The organism is Stutzerimonas stutzeri, from assembly GCF_002909485.1.
In the GTDB taxonomy this organism is placed as follows: domain Bacteria; phylum Pseudomonadota; class Gammaproteobacteria; order Pseudomonadales; family Pseudomonadaceae; genus Stutzerimonas; species Stutzerimonas stutzeri_AH.
Window position 1 is genome coordinate 238693 of record NZ_PPXG01000002.1, and the last position, 18275, is coordinate 256967.

Consider the following 18275-nt stretch of genomic DNA (forward strand, 5'->3'; position numbering starts at 1 on the left):
AATGATGGCTACCTAGCATGAGCGTCCTGAACCCCTTGCTCATGCGAGTCATCCGTAATGCCAGCTCCGTTCTTCCGTAAACGTCGCATCATTCCCATCGCTCTGCTGTTGATCTTGGCGGGAGGCGGCAGTGCCTACTGGCTGCAGCAGCAGGATGCGCGTGCGGCCAGCAGTGTATCTGCGCTTACGGTCGGTTACGGCAACATCGAGGACAGCATCACGGCCCTTGGGACTTTGCAGCCACTCGACTACGTGGATGTCGGCACTCAGGTTTCCGGGCAACTGCTCAAGCTGCACGTGGCGCTGGGAGACGAGGTGGAAGAGGGGCAGCTGCTCGCAGAGATAGACCCGCGCCTGTTTCAGGCCAAGGTGCTGGCCAGCGAAGCACAACTGACCAATCAGCGCGCCCAGCTCAAGCAGGCTCAGGCCCAGCTGCGTCTTGCCCAGCTGCAGTACCGCAGGCAACAGGCCCTGTTCCGCGAGAAGGCCACCAGTGAGGAAGCGCTGCAGAGCGCCGAGGCCGAAGTGCAGGTGCGTGAGGCGCAGATTGAGGCGCTGCAGGCGCAGATCGCGCAGACCGAGGCGAGCCTTGAGGAAGATCGAACCAATCTCGAATACACCAAGATCTACGCGCCAATGAGCGGCACCGTGGTATCGCAATCGGCCAAGCAGGGGCAAACCCTCAACGCCAACCAGCAGGCTCCGGTAATCGTGCAGGTTGCCAACTTGAGCCGGATGACCGTCGACACCCAGGTTTCCGAGGCCGATGTCGGGCGTCTGCGTGCCGGCATGCCGGTGTATTTCACCACCCTGGGGCATGAGCAGCGCTGGCAGGCGAGTCTGCGCCAGATCCTGCCGACGCCGACGGTGACCAATAACGTGGTGCTGTACAACGCCCAATTCGATGTGGACAACCCCGACGGCGCCCTGATGACGCAAATGACGGCTCAGGTGTTCTTCGTCAACGCCAAGGCCGACAACGTGCTGACTGTGCCGGCCAGTCTGTTGCAGGGCATGCGTGGTCGTCCCGCAGATGAGGGGCGGCTGTTCCGCCTGCAGGTGCTGGCCAATGGCAAGCCAGAGGAGCGCGAAGTGCTGATCGGATTGCGTGACCGGGTCAGCGCTCAGGTACTCGACGGGTTGAGCGAGGGGGATCGGCTTGTTTCTGCTGTTGCGCCGTCCCGGCCGGCCAACGCCCAAGGGCAACAGGGCACTGGACAGGGACCGCGGCGTATGGGGCCTGCGGGCGGGCCACGGTTCTGAGGATGCCGACATGAGTGCGTTGATCGAGTTGCGCGATATCTGTCGCTCCTACAACAGTGGGGAGCTGGCGATTCAGGTGCTGCATGGAGTGTCGCTGAACATCCAGCGTGGCGAGTTCGTCGCCATCATGGGCGCCTCCGGCTCCGGCAAGACCACCCTGATGAACATTCTTGGCTGTCTGGATCGGCCGAGCAGTGGTGATTACCGTTTTGCCGGACGGGCCGTGGACGAGTTGGGCACCGATGAACTCGCTGCTCTGCGCCGCGAGGCATTCGGCTTCGTGTTCCAGAGCTACAACCTGATCGCCAATGCCAATGCCTTGGAGAACGTAGAAATCCCCGCCATCTACGCCGGTACGCCAAGCGCCGAGCGGCATGCCCGCGCTGCAGCCTTGCTGACGCGCCTGGGCCTTGGCGAGCGTTTGCGCAATCGTCCCAGCCAGTTATCCGGTGGCCAGCAGCAGCGGGTATCGATTGCCCGAGCGCTGATGAACGACGCCGAGGTGATCCTTGCCGACGAACCCACAGGGGCGCTCGACAGCAAGAGTGGGCGCGAGGTGTTGGAGCTGCTCAAGGAGCTCAGCGCTGCCGGCAAGACGGTGATCATCATTACCCACGACCGCGATGTGGCGGCACACGCCGAGCGTCTGGTCGAAATTCGCGACGGACGTATCGTCGCCGACAGCGGTGCCTGCGCGAGCCGCGGAGAACCCCTGGTTGTCAGAGCCGACACCACCCCGCCGAGGGCTTGGCTGGCGGATGTCGGAGAGGCCGTACGCATGGCCGGACGGGCGCTGCGGGCCAACCTGTTCCGAACCGTGCTGACGCTGCTCGGCATCGTCATTGGTGTGGCGTCGGTGGTTGCCATGCTGGCCGTAGGCAATGGCGCCCGCCAGGATGTGGTCGAGCGTATCAGCGCCATGGGCACCAACCTGCTTTCGATTCGTCCCGGCGCGCCGAACATGCCGCGCTCGGCCGATGGGGTGACCGCCACCTTGACCGCCGAAGACGCCGGGGCGCTGGCTGAGCTGGACAACGTACGCGACGCCCTGGGTGAACTGCAGGGCAGCGTCACCCTGCGCAGCGGCAATATCGACTACAAGACCAGTGTCACCGCTACCAATGCCGGCATGCCCCAAGTGCGCGAATGGCCCGTGGCTCAGGGAGCATTCTTCACCGCTGAGGACGAGCGGTCGTACCAGCCCGTGACAGTGATCGGCCAAACCGTGGCGAAGAACCTCTTCCCCGGTGAGAACCCGGTGGGGCGCTACCTGCTTATCCAGAACGTACCGTTCCAGGTCATCGGCGTGATGGCTGCCAAGGGCGCCACGCCCTGGGGCCAGGATCAGGATGACGTCGCGCTGGTGCCGTTCCCCACGGGCAGCCTGCGGTTGTTCGGGCAGCGCTACGTGCAGAGCATTACCGCCTATATCGACGATATCGGTCGCATCGACGAGACCGAAGCCACCATTCGCCAATTGTTGCTCGATCGACATAACGGTGTGGAGGATTTCCAGATTCGTAACACGGCATCCTTGCTCGATGCTATGACCGCAACCCAGGACACCCTGACCGTGTTACTTGGCTCTATCGCCGCGATCTCTCTATTGGTGGGTGGCATAGGGGTGATGAATATCATGCTGGTCAACGTGACCGAGCGTACCCGAGAGATCGGCATTCGCATGGCCACCGGGGCGCGTACCGGCAATATCCTTCAACAGTTCATCACCGAGGCACTGGTAGTGTCGGCCATCGGCGGACTGCTCGGCGTGCTGCTCGGGTTGGCCGCAGCCTGGCTGATCCAGGCGCTGGGCACTTCTGTGCAGTTCACCCTGGCCCCGGTGCTGCTGGCCTTTGGTTGCGCCTTCGCTACCGGTTTGCTGTTCGGCCTTATGCCGGCGCGCAAGGCGGCACATCTGGACCCCGTAATCGCCCTGGCATCCGATTGAGGCAAACCGTCATGCACAAGAACCTTTACCTGCTTGTGGGTGCAGCGCTGTTGCTCAGCGGTTGCAGCCTGGCGCCACATTACCAGCCCCCTCAGGGCGACCTTCCGGATGCCTGGGAACAGGCCCAGACCGTCGGGCAATGGCCCGCCGCCGACTGGTGGCAAGTGTTCGGCAGCGCAGAATTGACGACGCTAGTCCAGCGTGCCGAGTCCGGCAATCTGGATCTGGCGATGGCTATGAGCCGAGTGCGTCAGGCCGATATACAGGCACGTATCGCCGGCGCGCCGTTGTTACCAACGGTCAATGCCAGTCTTGGCGGCAACCGCAACTTCGCCGCTGACGCTGCCGGTGGTGGCGTTAGCCAAGGCTTCTCATCCGGCCTGTCGATCAGCTACGAGTTGGATATCTGGGGGAGCAAGCGCAACAGCGTAGAAAGTGCTGAGCTGGGGGCGGTGGCCACTGCCTATGACCGCGACGGCGTGGCCCTGACCTTATCGGGTGCGGTGGCGACCAGCTACTTCAAACTGCTGGAACTACGCGAGCGTGAGCGCATTGCCGTCGACAACCTGGCCAACGCGGAAGAGGTGTTGCAGGTGGTTGAAGCGCGGGTGCGCCTGGGTGCTGGCAGCGAACTCGATTTATTGCAGCAGCTGACCCTGGTCGAACAGCGTCGAGCGGCCATACCTGGCCTGCGACAGCAGCGCCAAACCGCGGAAAATGCCCTGGCGTTGCTACTCGGTGAGGCGCCACAGGGCTTCGCCGCGCAGATTCAGGGCACCAGCCTGGATCCCTTGCAACTACCCGAGGCCATCGTGACCGGCCTGCCAAGCGAGCTACTACTGCGTCGCCCGGATATCCGCGTCAGCGAGTCGCGCTTGCGAGCAGCCAATGCCGATATCGGCGTGGCCCGTGCAGCGCTGTTGCCGAGCTTGTCGCTGAGTGGCTCCAGCGGCTACAGCGCGGACGTTTTCTCCAACCTGTTCTCCTCCAGCAATCTGGCCAATTCGGTCGGTGCCTCGCTGTTGCAGCCGATCTTCCGTGGCGGCGCCCTGCGCGGGCAGGTTCAGCTTAGCGAGGCGCGCTATCAGGAATTGACGGAAAGCTATCGGTTGACGGTGTTGATTGCCCTGCGAGAGGTCGAGGATGCGCTGATTGCCGTGCGCGAGGGCCAACAGCAGAGTGAAAGCCAGGCGCGGGTGCTGGCTCATGCCGAGCGGGCATTCCAACTTGCCGAGGCGCAGTATCGTGCTGGCGCCGCGGACATTCTCACCGTACTCAGCGCTCAGCAGAGCTTCTTCTCTGCCCGTGATTCGCTGCAGCAGAGCCGTTCGACGCAACTGCAAAACCATGTGCAGCTGTACAAGGTGCTTGGTGGCGGCTTCGGGGCTGGATGAAACGGCCGGATCAATTACTGGCATACCCGCAGGCTTGTCATGGCTGATGGGGGTTGCTGGGTGCAGGAACAGACACGGCGCCGCGTAGCAGAAGGCCCGTATGCGATGTTCAGGTAGCGTGCTGCCAGCAATCGTTGAACGCGCTGCCTGCGGGTGCGTTCAACGCCTTCCTTACCGTACCGATGTGTTTGATACCCGAGACCCGCCCTGAGCGGGTTTTTGCATTTAGGCCGGGTCATCGCAGCGGGGGCTTGGTCGTGCCGTGGAGCGCGATGGAGCTGCAAAAACGGGCATCTTCACGGGCCCACCAGTGCTCGGAGAAAGCGGGCGGCCAAGGTGGTGTAAAAGATGTAAAGACATCTTATTGCTATTGCGTATAAGAATGATTAGCATCCGCGCCGCTTTGCATGTGTAACGTTCTGTTGCGTGCTGCGCGCTAATGGACGCGAGCTTTCTTACTTGGGGATAACAATGACAATTCGTAGTCGCAAGCACCATCACGTCAATCATCTGGCCGCGTTGATCGCGGCGACCCTACCGGCATTGGCCGTTGCGCAAGCGAGCGAGGGCGAAAAGGGGGTGGATCTTCCTGAAATGGTCGTGACGTCCAAAGCCGAAGCGCCCTACAAGGCCAGCAAGAGCGCCAACACCAAACTGACCCAGCCGCTGCTGGATACGCCCAAGACGGTACAAGTGATCAAGAAGGAGATGCTGCGCGAGCAGGGTGCCAATAGCCTGATGGAGGCGTTGCGCAATACCCCCGGCATCACCATGCAGCTCGGTGAAAACGGCAATACCGCCGCCGGCGACACCTTCATGATGCGCGGCTTTTCCACTCAGCAGTCGACCTTCGTCGATGGCGTGCGTGACCTGGGGGCAGTGAGCCGCGATGTGTTCAATCTGGAGCAGGTCGAGGTAGTCAAGGGCGCGGCCGGCTCCGACATCGGTCGTGGTGCTTCCTCCGGCTACATCAATCTCATCTCCAAGCTGCCGACACTGACCGACGAAATATTCGCCACTGTCGGCTACGGTACGTCGGACAAGAGCAACCTTACCGCCGACATCAACCGACAGTTGGGCGACAGCTCGGCCTTCCGGCTGAACCTGATGCGCCGCGACGGCGATGTGGACGGCCGGGACTATGTGGATAACAGCAGCTATGGCGTGGCGCCCTCGCTGGCTTTCGGCCTCGATACACCTACTCGCGTATATCTTTACTCGCAGCACGTGCGCCAGGACAACACGCCGGATGGCGGGATCCCGACCATTGGCATGAACGGCTTCCACAGCACCCTTTCCAACGCTACCCAGGCCGCGCGGCTGAACGCTGGCGGCAAGGTAGATAGCGAGAACTACTACGGCGCCAAGGGCGACTATGAGCGTATCGATGGCGACATGTTCACCATCAAGATCGAGCACGACGTCAACGACGCTCTGACCGTACGCAACCTGTCGCGTTGGGGACGCAGCAACAATGATCGCGTCCTTACCGGTATCAATGCCATGGCTGCGCCCACAGCCGATCCAGGCAGCTGGACGGTGTCTCGCTCGCGTCAGGTGATCGATCAGGAAAACGAGATTCTCGCCAACCAGACTAGCCTGAACGCCGAGTTCGATACTTTTGGCTTACGCAACGAGCTGGCTGCGGGGCTTGAGCTGATGAGCGAAAAGCAGCTCAATCGTAGCTACGCTACCGCCGCCCAGACTATCGATGGTGTGGCGTATCCGGCCGTGCCGGTCCCACCGGCGAATCTGTACGATCCGAGCGCCCACGACGCATTGGGTGATCCATACAAGACTGGGGCTTATACCGATGGCCAGACCAAGACGGCAGCACTGTATGTCTTCGACACCCTGCACCTGAACCAGCAATGGGCGCTCAACGGCGGTGTGCGTTTCGAACACTTCCGTACCGAGACCGACAGCGTCGCCATCACCGCCGGCTCCCGCGTGCCGGGCAACGGTTACGAGTCGGGCGACCTGACCAGCTGGAACACCGGAGTAGTGTTTAAGCCACTTGAAAACGGCAGTATCTATCTGTCCTACGCCAACTCGATGACGCCGCCGGGTAGTGGCAACTTCAACCTGGTCGCCAATACAGCGACCTCGTCGTCCAACGAGCAGGTCGGCCTGGAGCCGCAGGAAACACGCCACGTTGAACTTGGCACCAAATGGGATCTGCTCGATCAGCGTCTGGCACTGACTCTGGCAGCCTATCGCACCGAGAACGAAAACCAGGTCAGCTACGACTCCTTCACTGCCCAATATTTTCAGGAAGGCAAAACCCGAGTTGACGGCATAGAGCTGGGCGTAGTCGGCCAGTTGAGCAATTTCTGGCAGGTTTCCGCTGGCATCGCCCATATGAAAACCAAGCAGATCGATCAGGCCAGCTTCAGTGCTACCAACGGAGTGACCGAGAACACCGGCGTGCGCTGGTCGCCTGACCTGACTGCAACCCTCTGGACCTCCTATACGCTGGGCGATCTCACTTTGGGTGGCGGTGCACGCTATGTCTCCGAGCAGGATCGGGTAATCGCCTCTGGGGTTGATCGCAATACCCAGAACATGCCGGAAATCCCGTCCTACTGGGTGGCGGACGCCATGGCCGCATACCGTCTGAACAAGAACGTCAATCTACGGCTGAACGTGTACAACCTGTTCGACAAGGAGTACATCGAATCCCTGAACAACAGTGGTGCCCGCGCTCGCCTCGGTACGCCGCGTTCGGCGATGCTCACCACAGAGTTCACCTTCTAATCTGCATCCGTGTCGCCGGAGGCCTGCGCATTGCGCGGGCTTCTTGCGTTCAACGCAGGAGATTTCAGATGTTGCTGCATATCCCGCAAGTATTGAGCAAGCAGGAAGTCGCTGCGTTACGTGCCGAGCTCGCGGCTCACGACTGGGTCGATGGCGGGCAAAGCTCTGGCGCGCAGGCCGCAGCCTTAAAGGACAACTTACAGTTCCCTGTCGAGTCACCTGCGTTCGCCGGACTCTCCCAGCGCGTCGCTGGTGCCTTGGGCCGCCATCCGTTGTTCGTCTCGGCGGTGCTGCCGCGCCACGTACTTCCGCCGATGTTCAATTGCTACAGCGCCGGCGGACGCTACGGTAATCACGTCGACAACGCCCTGCAGCGCGATCGTTTCAGCGGCTTACAGGTGCGCACGGACGTTTCTACGACGGTATTCCTCAGTGAGCCGGAGGAATACGAAGGCGGTGAGCTGATCGTCGAGGACACCTATGGCGAACACGAGGTGAAGCTTGCGGCCGGCGATGCCATCGTCTATCCGGCCACCAGTCTGCACCGCGTTGAGCCGGTCACCCAGGGCGCGCGTATCGCTTCGTTTCTTTGGACGCAGAGCTGGGTGCGCGACGCCTGGCAACGTAAGCTGTTGTTCGAACTGGACATGAACATCCTCAAGTTGCGCACCCAGCTGGGTGATAGCGAGGAGGTTCTCGGCCTGACCAGCACCTATCACAATCTGCTGCGTCAATGGAGCGAGTGAGCATGATGCGCCTGCCGCCGCTGAGCGAAATACCTGCCGATCTGGTCGCAGCTTGCGATTACCAGCGCTATGCCGAGTCCCGGTTGGATGCCAATGCCCTGGCCTACCTGCAGGGCGGCGCCGCCGATGAGCTGACCTGCCAGGCCAACTTGCAGGCATGGCAGGACTGGGCGCTGATTCCCCGGATGCTGCGCGACCTGCGCGGTGGTCATACCCGTTGCCAGCTACTCGGCGACTTGTTGCAGCACCCCATTGTGCTGGCGCCGATTGCCTACCAGCACCTGTTCCACGATGAAGGCGAGCGAGCCAGTGCGTTGGCCGCTGGCGTGATGGGCGGCGCGGCAGTGCTCAGCTCCTTCGCCTCCAGTCGCCTGGAAGATGTGGCTGAGGTGGGGCAGGGGCCGTTGTGGTTCCAGCTCTACTGGCAGGGCAACGGCCCGGATACCCTGGCGTTGGCGCAGCGTGCCGAAGCGGTCGGTTACCGAGCGCTGGTGCTGACCGTGGACGCGCCGGTTTCCGGGGTACGTAATCGCGAGCAGCGGGCGGGGTTCCGGTTGCCGGCAGAAATCCGCGCGATCAATGTCGAGCCGGCGGTGCACTTGCCCTCGGTGGCAGATGGCGGCAGTGCGGTGTTCGATGGGTTGATGGCCGTGGCGCCGAGGTGGGAGGACGTCGCCTGGCTGTGCGAGCGCAGCCGCCTGCCTGTGGTGCTCAAGGGCATTCTGCATGTCGAGGATGCACGTCTGGCGGTGCAAGCCGGAGCGACCGGAGTGATCGTCTCAAATCATGGCGGTCGCGTGCTGGACTCGAACTGGCCGGCGATCAAGTCGCTAACGGCGATCCGCGCCGAGTTGGGCGCGGACGTACCTGTGTTGGTGGATGGCGGCATTCGCCGTGGCAGTGATGTGTTCAAGGCGTTGGCCCTTGGAGCTGATGCGGTATTGATCGGGCGACCCTACGTCCACGCACTGGCCACGGCCGGCGCGCTCGGCGTGGCGCACCTGCTCAGGCTGCTGCGTGAGGAGTTGGAAGTGACCATGGCGCTATGCGGGTGCCGAGATCTCGCCAGCGTCACCCCGGAGGCGCTGCGGCGAGTATAGGCATGCCTCCAGCGGGGCTGTGTAATACCCATTGCGGCGCGCTGGAGCGCTCGAGGATTCCACACAGCCGCGATCATTAGCGGTGGTGGATGGGCACGCGGCTCAATATAGATCGCGCCGGTAGCGGCCGGCTTCACGCAGCGCGGCGACCTGCTTTTGACCGAGCAGGCCGTGCAGTAGCGCGTCGACGTCCTCACCCATGCCCTTGAGGCTACCGCATACAAGCAGGCTTGCTCCCCCCTCGATCCAACTGCGCAACTCATCGGCCGCGTCGCGTAGCAGATGCTGCACGTAGACAGGCTGAGCCTGATCTCGGGAAAAGGCCAGGTCGAGGCGGGCCAGATGGCCGCTACGCTGCCAGGCGCATAGTTCGCTCTCGAAGAACATGTCACAGGCGGCACTGCGTTCGCCGAACAGCAGCCAGTGGCCATGCTGCCCCAACTGCTGGCGCTCGTGCAGGTGGGCGCGCAGGCCGGCCAGACCGGTGCCGTTACCGATCAGGATCAGTGGACCACTGTCGGCCTCCAGGCGAAAGGCCGGGTTGGCGCGGATGCGCAGGTCAATAGCAGCACCCAGCGTCGCGTGCTGGCAAAGCCAGCCGGAACCCAGACCGAGATTGCCCACGGCATCCTGCTGCAGGCGTACCAGTAGCTCAAGCGCGCCGTCCGCGGGTAGCGAGGCGATCGAATAGTCGCGATGGGGCAGGCGCGGCAGCGCTTGCAGAAGGGCATCGGCGTTCAGCCCGTGCAGGGGCCCCGGATCATCCGGTAGCCGGCAGCGCGCCAGCTGCTCGATCAGCGATTGACCCTCGCTGAGGATTTGTTGGCCTTCCAGTTCGAGCGCTCGTAGCAGCGCGGCGACCTTCTCAGGCGGCTGGCAGGGGCCTATTTCCGCGATATCGCCGGCCTGCCAGTTGGGCAGTGGCACATCGGCCGGGGGGCGCAGCTGCAGGTGGAAAGCCGGGCGCCCCTGACTGCCGGGGTTCAGGCAATGCCGTGCCTCCAGGCGCCAGCTCTGGTAGGCCGGCGCCTGCCAATCGGCGAAGTCTCGCTGACCCGCCAACAGGCCGAGCTGCTGCTGCCACTGGCGCAGTACGGTGGGATCGCAACGGTCGGCCTCGAGGCGGTCGAACAGCGGTCGAGCGCCGAGACGCTGCAGCTGGCTGTCCAGGCGATGGGCGAAACCGCAGAACTGCGGGTAATGGCTGTCGCCTAGACCCAGCAGGGCGTAGTCGATCTGGCCCAGATCAATGCGAACGCCGTCCAGCCAGCGTTGGAAGCGGGCGGCATGGTCTGGCGCTTCGCCTTCTCCATAGGTGCTGGCCACCAACAACAAGCGCTGGCGCTTGGCGAGTCGCTCCGACGTCAGTGTGTCGATTGGCACGGCCTGGGCTTCAATACCTGCCATGCGGAGCTGGCCCGCGCTGCGTTCGGCGATTTCGCGCGCCTGGCCGCCCTGGCTGGCGTAAGCGACCCAGAGTTCGCCGGTTTGGCTGAAGTCCGCACGTGGCTTGCGACTGAGAAAGCAGACGCCCAGCCAGGCGAGTACGGTCAGGCCAGCGCTGATCTCCCGTGGAGGTTGCAGCCACAGCAGCGCGCCAGCCAGCACCAGGCAGGCGAGCACGGGCCAGTAGCGCTGAAAGAGTGGGGTGGGTGAGGGTGTCATGGTATCCAGCAATCAGCTGTAGCTCGGATGCAGTCCGGAATGGTCGCGACGACCATCTCCAGACTGCATCGAGTTACAGGTGCAAGGCTCAGGGTGCCAGCACTTCCAGAGTGGCGCTGTAGCTTGCGCGGCGCTCGGTGGCCGGCTTGCTCACGCCCTTGTCGGTAGTCAGTTCGGCCTCCAGCCAGTACATGCCGGCTTCAGGCCAGGTGATGCTGACCTTGCCGTCGGCATCGGTCTTGGCGTTGATCTCGCCCAGTTCGTCGCGATAGCGGTTGCCGCCCGGGATGACGCTGATCTCGATATCCGCAGCCGGTTTGCCGTCGAGCAGGAAAATGAACTCGGCCGCCTCACCCGCAAACAGGTCGTTGGGGTGGGTGACAGGCTTGAGCTCCAGACCCACGCCGGTCGGTGCGAGGACTTCGGTAGTGGGCGCGCCGGAGGTCACGAATACTTCCATGCGGCTGTTGGTCTGGCTGACCTTGAGACCTTCTGCCTTGGCCGGGACGTCCTTGGCAAAGCTTTCGGCGGAACCCATCCAGCGGCGTGTCTCGCCCTTTTCCTTCCAGCTGGCAAACAGACCGCTGTTTGCGACCGCCAGCTTGTACGTTCCCTTCTGGCTCAGCTGCACGTCGAAGGTGCTGCGGTAACGGCCAACAGCGCCGTTCTGGGCGGATGCCTTCGAGCCGTCCGGCGCGATGATCTGCAACTCCGGCGTTGGGCGGCGCATGCCTGGCGGGCCGCCCGCAGGTGCCTGAGCCGCTTCGCCGATGCCCTTGAGGCGCATCGGAACGTGCTCGAAGTAGAACAAGTCGTTGGAGACGGCGGCGTCGACGGTGATCCAAGGCTCTTCACCGGATAGCACCGTTGCCGAGGGCAGCATCCAGGCGCGGTGGGCCTGAGCCGAAAGCGGCAGGCAGACGGCGAGGGCCAGTGCGGTCCATTTGATGACGGGTTTCATGGCGTGCTTCCTGTTCATTGGGTCAGGGTGAGGGTGATTGCGCCCAGCTCACTCTTGCCCTGGGCTTGATGGTTGGTGTTCTGCGTGGGAGGCCAGCTGAACGGAACGCGCAGCAGCTCGCGGCCGCCGACTTCGCGGGCCGCTTCGACCACCAGGCGGTATTCGCCAGCTTCCAGCGTCTTCAGGGGCGCCTGCTGATCCGAGAACTTCAGCGAGTGGCTGCCTACAGCGCGGGTGGCGCCGCTGACGCCATCGACCGGCATTTCCAGGCTGCGGCCGCTACGGCGCCACCATTGGCGCAGGTCCTTGAGCCATTTCTCACCTTCCTTGTCCTTGAGCTTGGTGTCGTACCACACCGCCAGGTTGGCAACATGGCTCTGATCCGGGCGCTCCAGCCAGATGGCGACGTAGGGGCGGTGGTACTCGGCGACATCCAAACGGGGAATTTCCACATCCAGCTGCATGTCCGCCGCGTATAGCGGGGCGCTAAGCAGGGTGAGGGGCAACAACAGGCGTTTACGCATGGGCAGTCCTTAATGAATGAAAAGCAGCGCCAGCAGCAGCGGAATCACCAGCCCCAGGCCAACCAGCGGCCAGGTAGTGGGACGATTGCTGGCGTGACGATGCAGAAGCAGCAGACCGGTGAGGCTGAACACCACACAGGCAACGGCAAAGAAGTCGATGAACCAGCTCCAGGCTTCGCCGGTATGGCGGCCTTTGTGCAGGTCGTTGAAATAGGCGATCCACCCGCGGTCGGTCGATTCGTATTCCAACTCGCCGCTTTCCAGGCTCAGGCTCAGCCAGGCGTCGCCGCCGGGACGGGGCAGGGCGACATAGAGTTCGCCATCGCTCCACTCGGCGTCACGACCGGCCAGTCGTTGGTCCAGGGTATGTTCCAGCCATTGCTGCAGCTCGGCAGGCAAGCCGTCCTCTGGGGCGTCGGCCTGCAAACGGCTGAGCAACGACTCGGGCAACTGTCCGCCGCGGGTTTCCACCAGCGGTTTGCTTTCGATCTGCCCAGCATGGTTGAGCGTGATGCCGGTTACCGAGAACAACAGCATGCCGACCAGGCACAGGGCAGAACTGATCCAGTGCCATTGGCGCAGAGTGCCGAGCCAGAAATGCATGGTGGTCCTTGTCGTGCTGTGGGGTGGGCGAATTCTAGGGTGCCTGACGGCGGCGATGCTAAAGATTTACAAACAGCATACATTCGCGTTTTGCTCGCGATCCGCAATGTGCGAGAAACAACGAAGCCGGGATACTCCCGGCTCGTTTGGGCGCCTACGGATTAGAAGGTGAAGTTGGCGGAGAGCCAGAGGCGACGACCTTCTTCCAGGGTGCCGCTGGTGGCAGCCGCCGACTGGATGTAGTCGGAGGCCCACCCCGTCGTGCCTGTGTTGGTGGTGTAGTAAGTGCCCTCGGTAAAGTCCTTGTCGAAAAGGTTGTAGATAGTTGCGTTGAAGGTGACGTTTTCCGAGGCTTTGAATGAGCCGCCAAGGTGGAACACTTCGTACGCTTTCAAATCTCCTGCAGCGTCATAAAGTGCCTGGTTTGCTGCCGTCAGGTTTTCGTAGCGATCAGTGAAGCGCGTCCGCTCGTCCCGGTACTCACCCTTGAACCATAGGTTCAGACGGTCTGTGGTCTGCCAGCTGAGCCGTGCATGAAGCATATGTTCTGGTGTGTTTGTCAGCGGGGCGCCTTTGTTTGCACCACTCTTTTGTTCGCTATCGGTGTAGGTGTAGTTCATGGCCAGCGCCCAGGCCGGTGCGAACTCCCAGCGCCCCGCCAGTTCAAGGCCTTGGGTAACGGCTTCGTCGACATTTACGCTTTGGGCGAAGGAATCTTGCGTAAAACCGCTGCCGAAGCTGACGCAACCCGGCTGGTTGGGATTGGTTGCAGAGAAGCAGTTAGCGATCGGCGTTCCATCATCGATCTTGTCGTCGAACTTGTTATGGAACACGGTCGCGTTTGCACTGAAGCCGCTGAGGTTGTCGAAGTAGACGCCGAGTTCGGTATTGGTGGTGATTTCCGGATCCAGATCCGGGCTGCCAACCGTGATGACCGCGCCCTGGCTGGTGACGCCGCTGATACCGTCGTGAAGCTGATTCAGCGTTGGCGTTTTGTATCCGCGGCTGACGCCACCTTTCATCGTCCAATTGTCATTGGTATTCCAGACCAGATAAGCGCGTGGACTGATGTGGCCACCGAACGCCTCATGGTCTTCATAGCGAGCGCCCAGCGTCAAAGCCAGGTCATGACGTAGACGCCACTCGTCTTCGACGAACATCGCCCAGGACTTCTGCTGGAAATCGTCGTCGGCAATGCCGTCCGTGACCTTGGCATCCCAGTATTGCCCCCCAACAGTGAGTATGTGCGACTCCCCAACCGGGCTGACCAGTTTGGTATCGAGGATCAGGTCGGTGGATTTCAGCTCGCGGTCATCGCCGATGACGATCGATGGGTAGCCGGTGTAGGAGTTGCCGATAGGCGTACCAGGAATCGTGCGGCCGATGGTTTCGGTGGTGGTGTGCGTCAGGCTGCTATCCAGAGTGCCGAAACTGAAGCGCCCCGTGTGGCTAAGGGCAAACTGGTCGCGCTCGAAGCGCAGTTCGTCAGCATATCCGTTGGCTTTGGTCGGTGCGTCTACGGTGCAGCCATCAGTGGCGCTGCCGCCGTTTTTACCGTCGAGATTTCCTAACTGACAGTCGTCGTTATTGTAAACCTGACGGCCGCGCTCGAAATCCAGGGAGATGTCATGCGCTTCGTCAGGGGTAAGCGTTAGGCGGGCGCCGAGCACATGGTTGCGCCCCTCTACAGGTGAGGCCCCACGCTTGCTGACAGGGCTGTCATTATCGAAAGACAAATCAGACTCGGCGCGATCATACAAACTGCCCCGAACAGCGAGTCCGAGCAAGTTGTCAATGAGAGGGCCGCTGGCATAAAGGCTAGTGTTGCTGGTGTCGCCGTAATCTCGATTTTCCTGGAAAGTATGGTCCAGGCTGACCGACGCGCCCCATTCTTTCGCGACTTTCTTGGTAATGATATTGACCACGCCGCCCATCGCATCCGACCCGTAGAGGGTCGACATTGGGCCGCGGATTACTTCGATCCGTTCAATGGCCGACATCGGGGGCATGAAACTCGTGGACGTTTCGTTGAAGCCGTTAGGGGTGACGTTGCCAGCGGTGTTCTGCCGACGCCCGTCAATCAGGATCAATGTATAGTCGCTAGGCATGCCACGAATGCTGATATTCAGCCCGCCGGTCTTGCCTGTGCCCTGGCGGATATCGATGCCTTCCACGTCGTCCAATGCCTGCGCCAGATTGCTATAGCGCTTCTGCTGCATATCCTGCTGGCTGATGACACTGATGCTGGCAGGCGCCTCGGTGATCTTCTGTTCGAAGCCAGAGGCACTGACGACCATGTTCTGAAGTGCGACCGGTTCAGTCTGAGCGAAAGCCGTAAAACTGCAGCCAATCATGGCGCAGGACAGTGCGGTACGTGCGAAGGGGATAGACATGCGGGCTCCTTGTGGCCGTCTCGTTGGCGCCCGCATGATAATCATTCGTAAACGAGAATTTATGTTTCTCTTCAGTTGCTTCTCATATCGTCAGGTGAAATGGGCGCAAGGCCTTATGCCGCTTGGCTCGCGGTGTTGTAAGAATATATTTCAAGGCCGTGCGCAGCTGCGATTTGCAGCCGCTACGGCCCCAAATAGCTAGATCAGCGCATCTGCACTTCGATGACGCCATCGGCGCTGATCGTAACCTGGCGGCTGCCGGCCTCGATTTCCGGAATGGGTGCCGATTCCATCATGTCCATTTTCATCGCGCTTTGACGCATGACGGGCTGAAAGCCGCCGCCGTTGAGGTTCAGGCTCACCAGCTTGTAGCCGCTGCCGCCAAGCGCTTCGGTAGCAAGCTGGGCGCGAGCCTGGAATGCAGCGACTGCTTCCTTGAGCAAGGCGTCCTCGTTCTGTTTGCGGATCGGATCGGAGACGCTGAAATGCATGCTGCTCATTTTCAGGCTTTTCATCAGCTCGGCGGTGAGCTTCGACAGGCTGGCGAAGTTGCTGCTTTCGAGGCGCAATTCGGCGCGCTCTCGCCAGCCGGTGATCTGCTGGCCTTTATCGTCATAGACCGGATAGCTGTTGCGGCTGCCCTGGCTGATGATCACGTCCTTGTTCTGGCGGGCGCTTTGCAGCGCCTGGTTCAGTGTGTTGGTCGTCTGTGCTGCGAGCTGGGAAGGGTCGCTGTGCTGTGCTTCGCTATAAAGCGTGACGTGCATCCGGTCATGGGCAACTTCGGTGCTGACCTCGGCGCGCAGGGCGACCTGGTTGTAGCGGGCATCCTCGGCGAGGGCGTTCAGGCTGGTGAGGCTCGCAGCAATTACCAGAAAGGCGGCGCTGCGGAAGAAAGAGTGCTGCATAAAGGAGGTCCTTGGCGACGGCACCGGTACGGTGCGATAGCGCAAGACTCTACATCGCGACGGCGAATGTGTGCAGCTGTCTGTGCGTCGAGTTGCCGCATTTCAGGCAGGTCGGCAAACGGCTTGGTTATACTCCGCCGAATTGTTGGAGACTCCATGTACGCATCCGTCCCGCTGTTGTCTGCCAGCCGGCAGAACCTTCGGCTTCTGACTCTTATACGCATCGTGGTGCTGGCTGCGCAGTCCGGCGCCGTGGGCGTGGCTTATGCAACCAAGTTGTTGACGCTGCCGTGGCTCGCGCTGGGCATTACGCTGGCCGTTTCGGCTGTGCTTTGTCTGGGCACCGCGTTGCGGTTGCGTGGCCCTTGGCCCGTTACCGAGCTTGAGTATGCCGTCCATTTGGGCTGCGATCTGATGATCCACAGCGCGCTGCTGTATTACTCGGGTGGCTCGACCAACCCCTTCGTCTCCTATTACCTCGTGCCGCTCACCATCGCCGCAGCAACCCTTCCGTGGCTGTATTCCATCGTGCTCTCCGGCTTGGCGCTACTGGGTTACACGCTGATGCTGGTCTGGTACGACCCACTTACTCTGCCGCCCTTCGAGCGAGCGACGCTGCAGGTCTACGGCATGTGGCTGAGTTTCGCGCTGGCGGCCGCGCTGATCACGTTCTTCGTCGCGCGCATGGCCGAACAGCTGCGCCGTCAGGAACAGCAGCAGGCCCAGCGCCGCGAGGAAAGCATGCGCGATCAGCAACTGCTCGCCGTGGCTACGCAAGCTGCCGGCGCCGCGCATGAGCTGGGTACTCCGTTGGCAACCATGAGTGTGCTGCTCAAGGAGTTGCGCCAGGAATACAAGGATCCGCAGCTGAGCGAGGATCTCGGCCTGTTGCAGTCGCAGGTCCAGCTGTGCAAGGAGAGCTTGCGACAGCTGGTCCGCGCTGCCGAGGCTGATCGTCGCCAAGCGGTGGTCGAGCAGACTGCTCGCGAGTGGGTCGACTCGGTGCTGCAGCGCTGGCACCTGATGCGCCCGGAGGCGACTTTCCGTTTTCATTGCGTCGGTTTAGGTAGCCCGCCCCGTTTGATGCCGCCAGCTGACCTCAGTCAGTCGTTGCTCAACCTGTTGAACAATGCCACCGACGCCAGTCCCGAGGATCTGGATATACGCCTCGACTGGGACGCGCAGTGGATCAGGCTGACCATTCGCGACCACGGGGCTGGGGTGCCGCTGGCCATTGCCGAACAGATCGGCAGACCCTTCATCACCACCAAAGGCAAAGGTTTCGGCCTTGGTCTGTTTCTCAGTCAAGCCAGCGTCACGCGCGCTGGTGGCACAGTGAAGCTCTACAATCACGAAGAAGGTGGCACACTGACCGAACTGCGCCTGCCGCATGGCTCGGTGCGCCCCTGATCCCGATCGTGAACAATGCGAGGAAATGCACAGATGACCGACGAGTTGCAGCAAGAGGGCGAAGAACAACCTCATCTGCTGTTGGTGGATGACGATCCGACGTTCACCCGGGTGATGGCTCGTGCCATGAGCCGCCGTGGCCTGCAGGTCAGCATCGCCGGTTCGGCCGAGGAGGGCCTGGCCCTGGCCAAGCAGGATATCCCCGACTATGCAGTGCTTGATCTTAAAATGGAGGGTGACTCGGGCCTGGTGCTGCTGCCCAAGCTGCTTGAACTGGATCCGGAGATGCGCGTGTTGATCCTGACCGGCTACTCCAGCATCGCCACCGCGGTGGAAGCGATCAAGCGTGGTGCTTGCAATTACCTGTGCAAGCCTGCTGACGCCGATGATGTGCTGGCGGCGCTGCTGTCGCAGCATGCCGATCTTGACAGCCTGGTGCCGGAAAATCCGATGTCTGTCGATCGCCTGCAGTGGGAACACATCCAGCGGGTGCTCAGCGAGCACGATGGCAACATTTCCGCTACCGCGCGTGCCCTGGGCATGCACCGGCGGACGTTGCAGCGCAAGCTGCAGAAACGTCCGGTAAGACGCTAGGGCTGCGGT

General features: G+C 61.8%; 14 protein-coding genes. 8 read left to right on the plus strand and 6 right to left on the minus strand.

The features are described from left to right. Positions 1-57 precede the first annotated feature (57 nt). From CXK91_RS04710 to CXK91_RS04735, 6 genes are all read left to right on the plus strand, one after another. Positions 58-1263: an efflux RND transporter periplasmic adaptor subunit gene (locus tag CXK91_RS04710; protein ID WP_103455178.1), complete on the plus strand. Its 1206-nt coding sequence runs from the start codon at positions 58-60 to the stop codon at positions 1261-1263. A gap of 10 nt (positions 1264-1273) precedes the next feature. Continuing rightward, positions 1274-3211, plus strand: a complete 1938-nt coding sequence (locus CXK91_RS04715) for a MacB family efflux pump subunit (RefSeq protein WP_103455179.1) — start codon at positions 1274-1276, stop codon at positions 3209-3211. An 11-nt stretch (positions 3212-3222) separates the two neighbouring features. Then, entirely contained in the window at positions 3223-4605 is a 1383-nt protein-coding gene (locus CXK91_RS04720; RefSeq protein WP_103455180.1) for an efflux transporter outer membrane subunit, read from the plus strand. 471 nt (positions 4606-5076) lie between these two features. Further along, the gene (locus tag CXK91_RS04725; RefSeq protein WP_103455181.1) at positions 5077-7362 is read left to right on the plus strand and encodes a catecholate siderophore receptor Fiu; all 2286 of its coding nucleotides are present in this window, start codon (positions 5077-5079) and stop codon (positions 7360-7362) included. 68 nt (positions 7363-7430) lie between these two features. Next, the gene (locus tag CXK91_RS04730; protein WP_103455182.1) at positions 7431-8108 is read left to right on the plus strand and encodes a Fe2+-dependent dioxygenase; all 678 of its coding nucleotides are present in this window, start codon (positions 7431-7433) and stop codon (positions 8106-8108) included. 2 nt (positions 8109-8110) lie between these two features. Beyond that, complete coding sequence (locus CXK91_RS04735; protein ID WP_336439608.1) at positions 8111-9208, plus strand: alpha-hydroxy acid oxidase; 1098 nt, start codon at positions 8111-8113, stop codon at positions 9206-9208. Positions 9209-9310: 102 nt separating this feature from the next. Here the strand turns inward: CXK91_RS04735 and CXK91_RS04740 are convergent, their stop codons facing one another. From CXK91_RS04740 to CXK91_RS04765, 6 genes are all read right to left on the minus strand, one after another. Next, positions 9311-10873, minus strand: coding sequence for a sulfite reductase subunit alpha (locus CXK91_RS04740; RefSeq protein WP_103455183.1), 1563 nt, complete (start codon positions 10871-10873; stop codon positions 9311-9313). A gap of 88 nt (positions 10874-10961) precedes the next feature. Next, a complete protein-coding gene (locus CXK91_RS04745; protein ID WP_103455184.1) occupies positions 10962-11834 on the minus strand; it encodes a DUF4198 domain-containing protein in 873 nt (290 codons plus the stop codon). A gap of 14 nt (positions 11835-11848) precedes the next feature. Beyond that, entirely contained in the window at positions 11849-12358 is a 510-nt protein-coding gene (locus tag CXK91_RS04750; RefSeq protein WP_103455185.1) for a DUF2271 domain-containing protein, read from the minus strand. Between the two features lie 9 nt (positions 12359-12367). Further along, complete coding sequence (locus CXK91_RS04755) at positions 12368-12961, minus strand: PepSY-associated TM helix domain-containing protein (RefSeq protein WP_103455186.1); 594 nt, start codon at positions 12959-12961, stop codon at positions 12368-12370. 161 nt (positions 12962-13122) lie between these two features. Then, on the minus strand, positions 13123-15354 hold the full coding sequence (locus CXK91_RS04760; RefSeq protein ID WP_103455187.1) for a TonB-dependent receptor domain-containing protein: 2232 nt from the start codon (positions 15352-15354) through the stop codon (positions 13123-13125). Between the two features lie 203 nt (positions 15355-15557). Continuing rightward, a complete protein-coding gene (locus CXK91_RS04765) occupies positions 15558-16262 on the minus strand; it encodes an SIMPL domain-containing protein (RefSeq protein ID WP_103455188.1) in 705 nt (234 codons plus the stop codon). A gap of 156 nt (positions 16263-16418) precedes the next feature. Here CXK91_RS04765 and CXK91_RS04770 point away from each other — a divergent pair, with 156 nt between their 5' ends. Beyond that, entirely contained in the window at positions 16419-17672 is a 1254-nt protein-coding gene (locus CXK91_RS04770; RefSeq protein ID WP_103455189.1) for an ATP-binding protein, read from the plus strand. 33 nt (positions 17673-17705) lie between these two features. Continuing rightward, a complete protein-coding gene (locus CXK91_RS04775) occupies positions 17706-18266 on the plus strand; it encodes a response regulator transcription factor (RefSeq protein WP_014821408.1) in 561 nt (186 codons plus the stop codon). Positions 18267-18275 lie beyond the last annotated feature (9 nt).

What these genes read in the sequence shown, in the direction of transcription:
- CXK91_RS04770 (WP_103455189.1), top strand. Translation starts at nt 16,419, where the DNA reads ATGTACGCATCCGTCCCGCTGTTGTCTGCCAGCCGGCAGAACCTTCGG.
- CXK91_RS04730 (WP_103455182.1), top strand. Translation starts at nt 7,431, where the DNA reads ATGTTGCTGCATATCCCGCAAGTATTGAGCAAGCAGGAAGTCGCTGCG.
- CXK91_RS04710 (WP_103455178.1), top strand. Translation starts at nt 58, where the DNA reads ATGCCAGCTCCGTTCTTCCGTAAACGTCGCATCATTCCCATCGCTCTG.
- CXK91_RS04760 (WP_103455187.1), bottom strand. Translation starts at nt 15,354, where the DNA reads ATGTCTATCCCCTTCGCACGTACCGCACTGTCCTGCGCCATGATTGGC.
- CXK91_RS04765 (WP_103455188.1), bottom strand. Translation starts at nt 16,262, where the DNA reads ATGCAGCACTCTTTCTTCCGCAGCGCCGCCTTTCTGGTAATTGCTGCG.
- CXK91_RS04740 (WP_103455183.1), bottom strand. Translation starts at nt 10,873, where the DNA reads ATGACACCCTCACCCACCCCACTCTTTCAGCGCTACTGGCCCGTGCTC.
- CXK91_RS04720 (WP_103455180.1), top strand. Translation starts at nt 3,223, where the DNA reads ATGCACAAGAACCTTTACCTGCTTGTGGGTGCAGCGCTGTTGCTCAGC.
- CXK91_RS04725 (WP_103455181.1), top strand. Translation starts at nt 5,077, where the DNA reads ATGACAATTCGTAGTCGCAAGCACCATCACGTCAATCATCTGGCCGCG.
- CXK91_RS04775 (WP_014821408.1), top strand. Translation starts at nt 17,706, where the DNA reads ATGACCGACGAGTTGCAGCAAGAGGGCGAAGAACAACCTCATCTGCTG.
- CXK91_RS04750 (WP_103455185.1), bottom strand. Translation starts at nt 12,358, where the DNA reads ATGCGTAAACGCCTGTTGTTGCCCCTCACCCTGCTTAGCGCCCCGCTA.
- CXK91_RS04715 (WP_103455179.1), top strand. Translation starts at nt 1,274, where the DNA reads ATGAGTGCGTTGATCGAGTTGCGCGATATCTGTCGCTCCTACAACAGT.
- CXK91_RS04745 (WP_103455184.1), bottom strand. Translation starts at nt 11,834, where the DNA reads ATGAAACCCGTCATCAAATGGACCGCACTGGCCCTCGCCGTCTGCCTG.
- CXK91_RS04735 (WP_336439608.1), top strand. Translation starts at nt 8,111, where the DNA reads ATGATGCGCCTGCCGCCGCTGAGCGAAATACCTGCCGATCTGGTCGCA.
- CXK91_RS04755 (WP_103455186.1), bottom strand. Translation starts at nt 12,961, where the DNA reads ATGCATTTCTGGCTCGGCACTCTGCGCCAATGGCACTGGATCAGTTCT.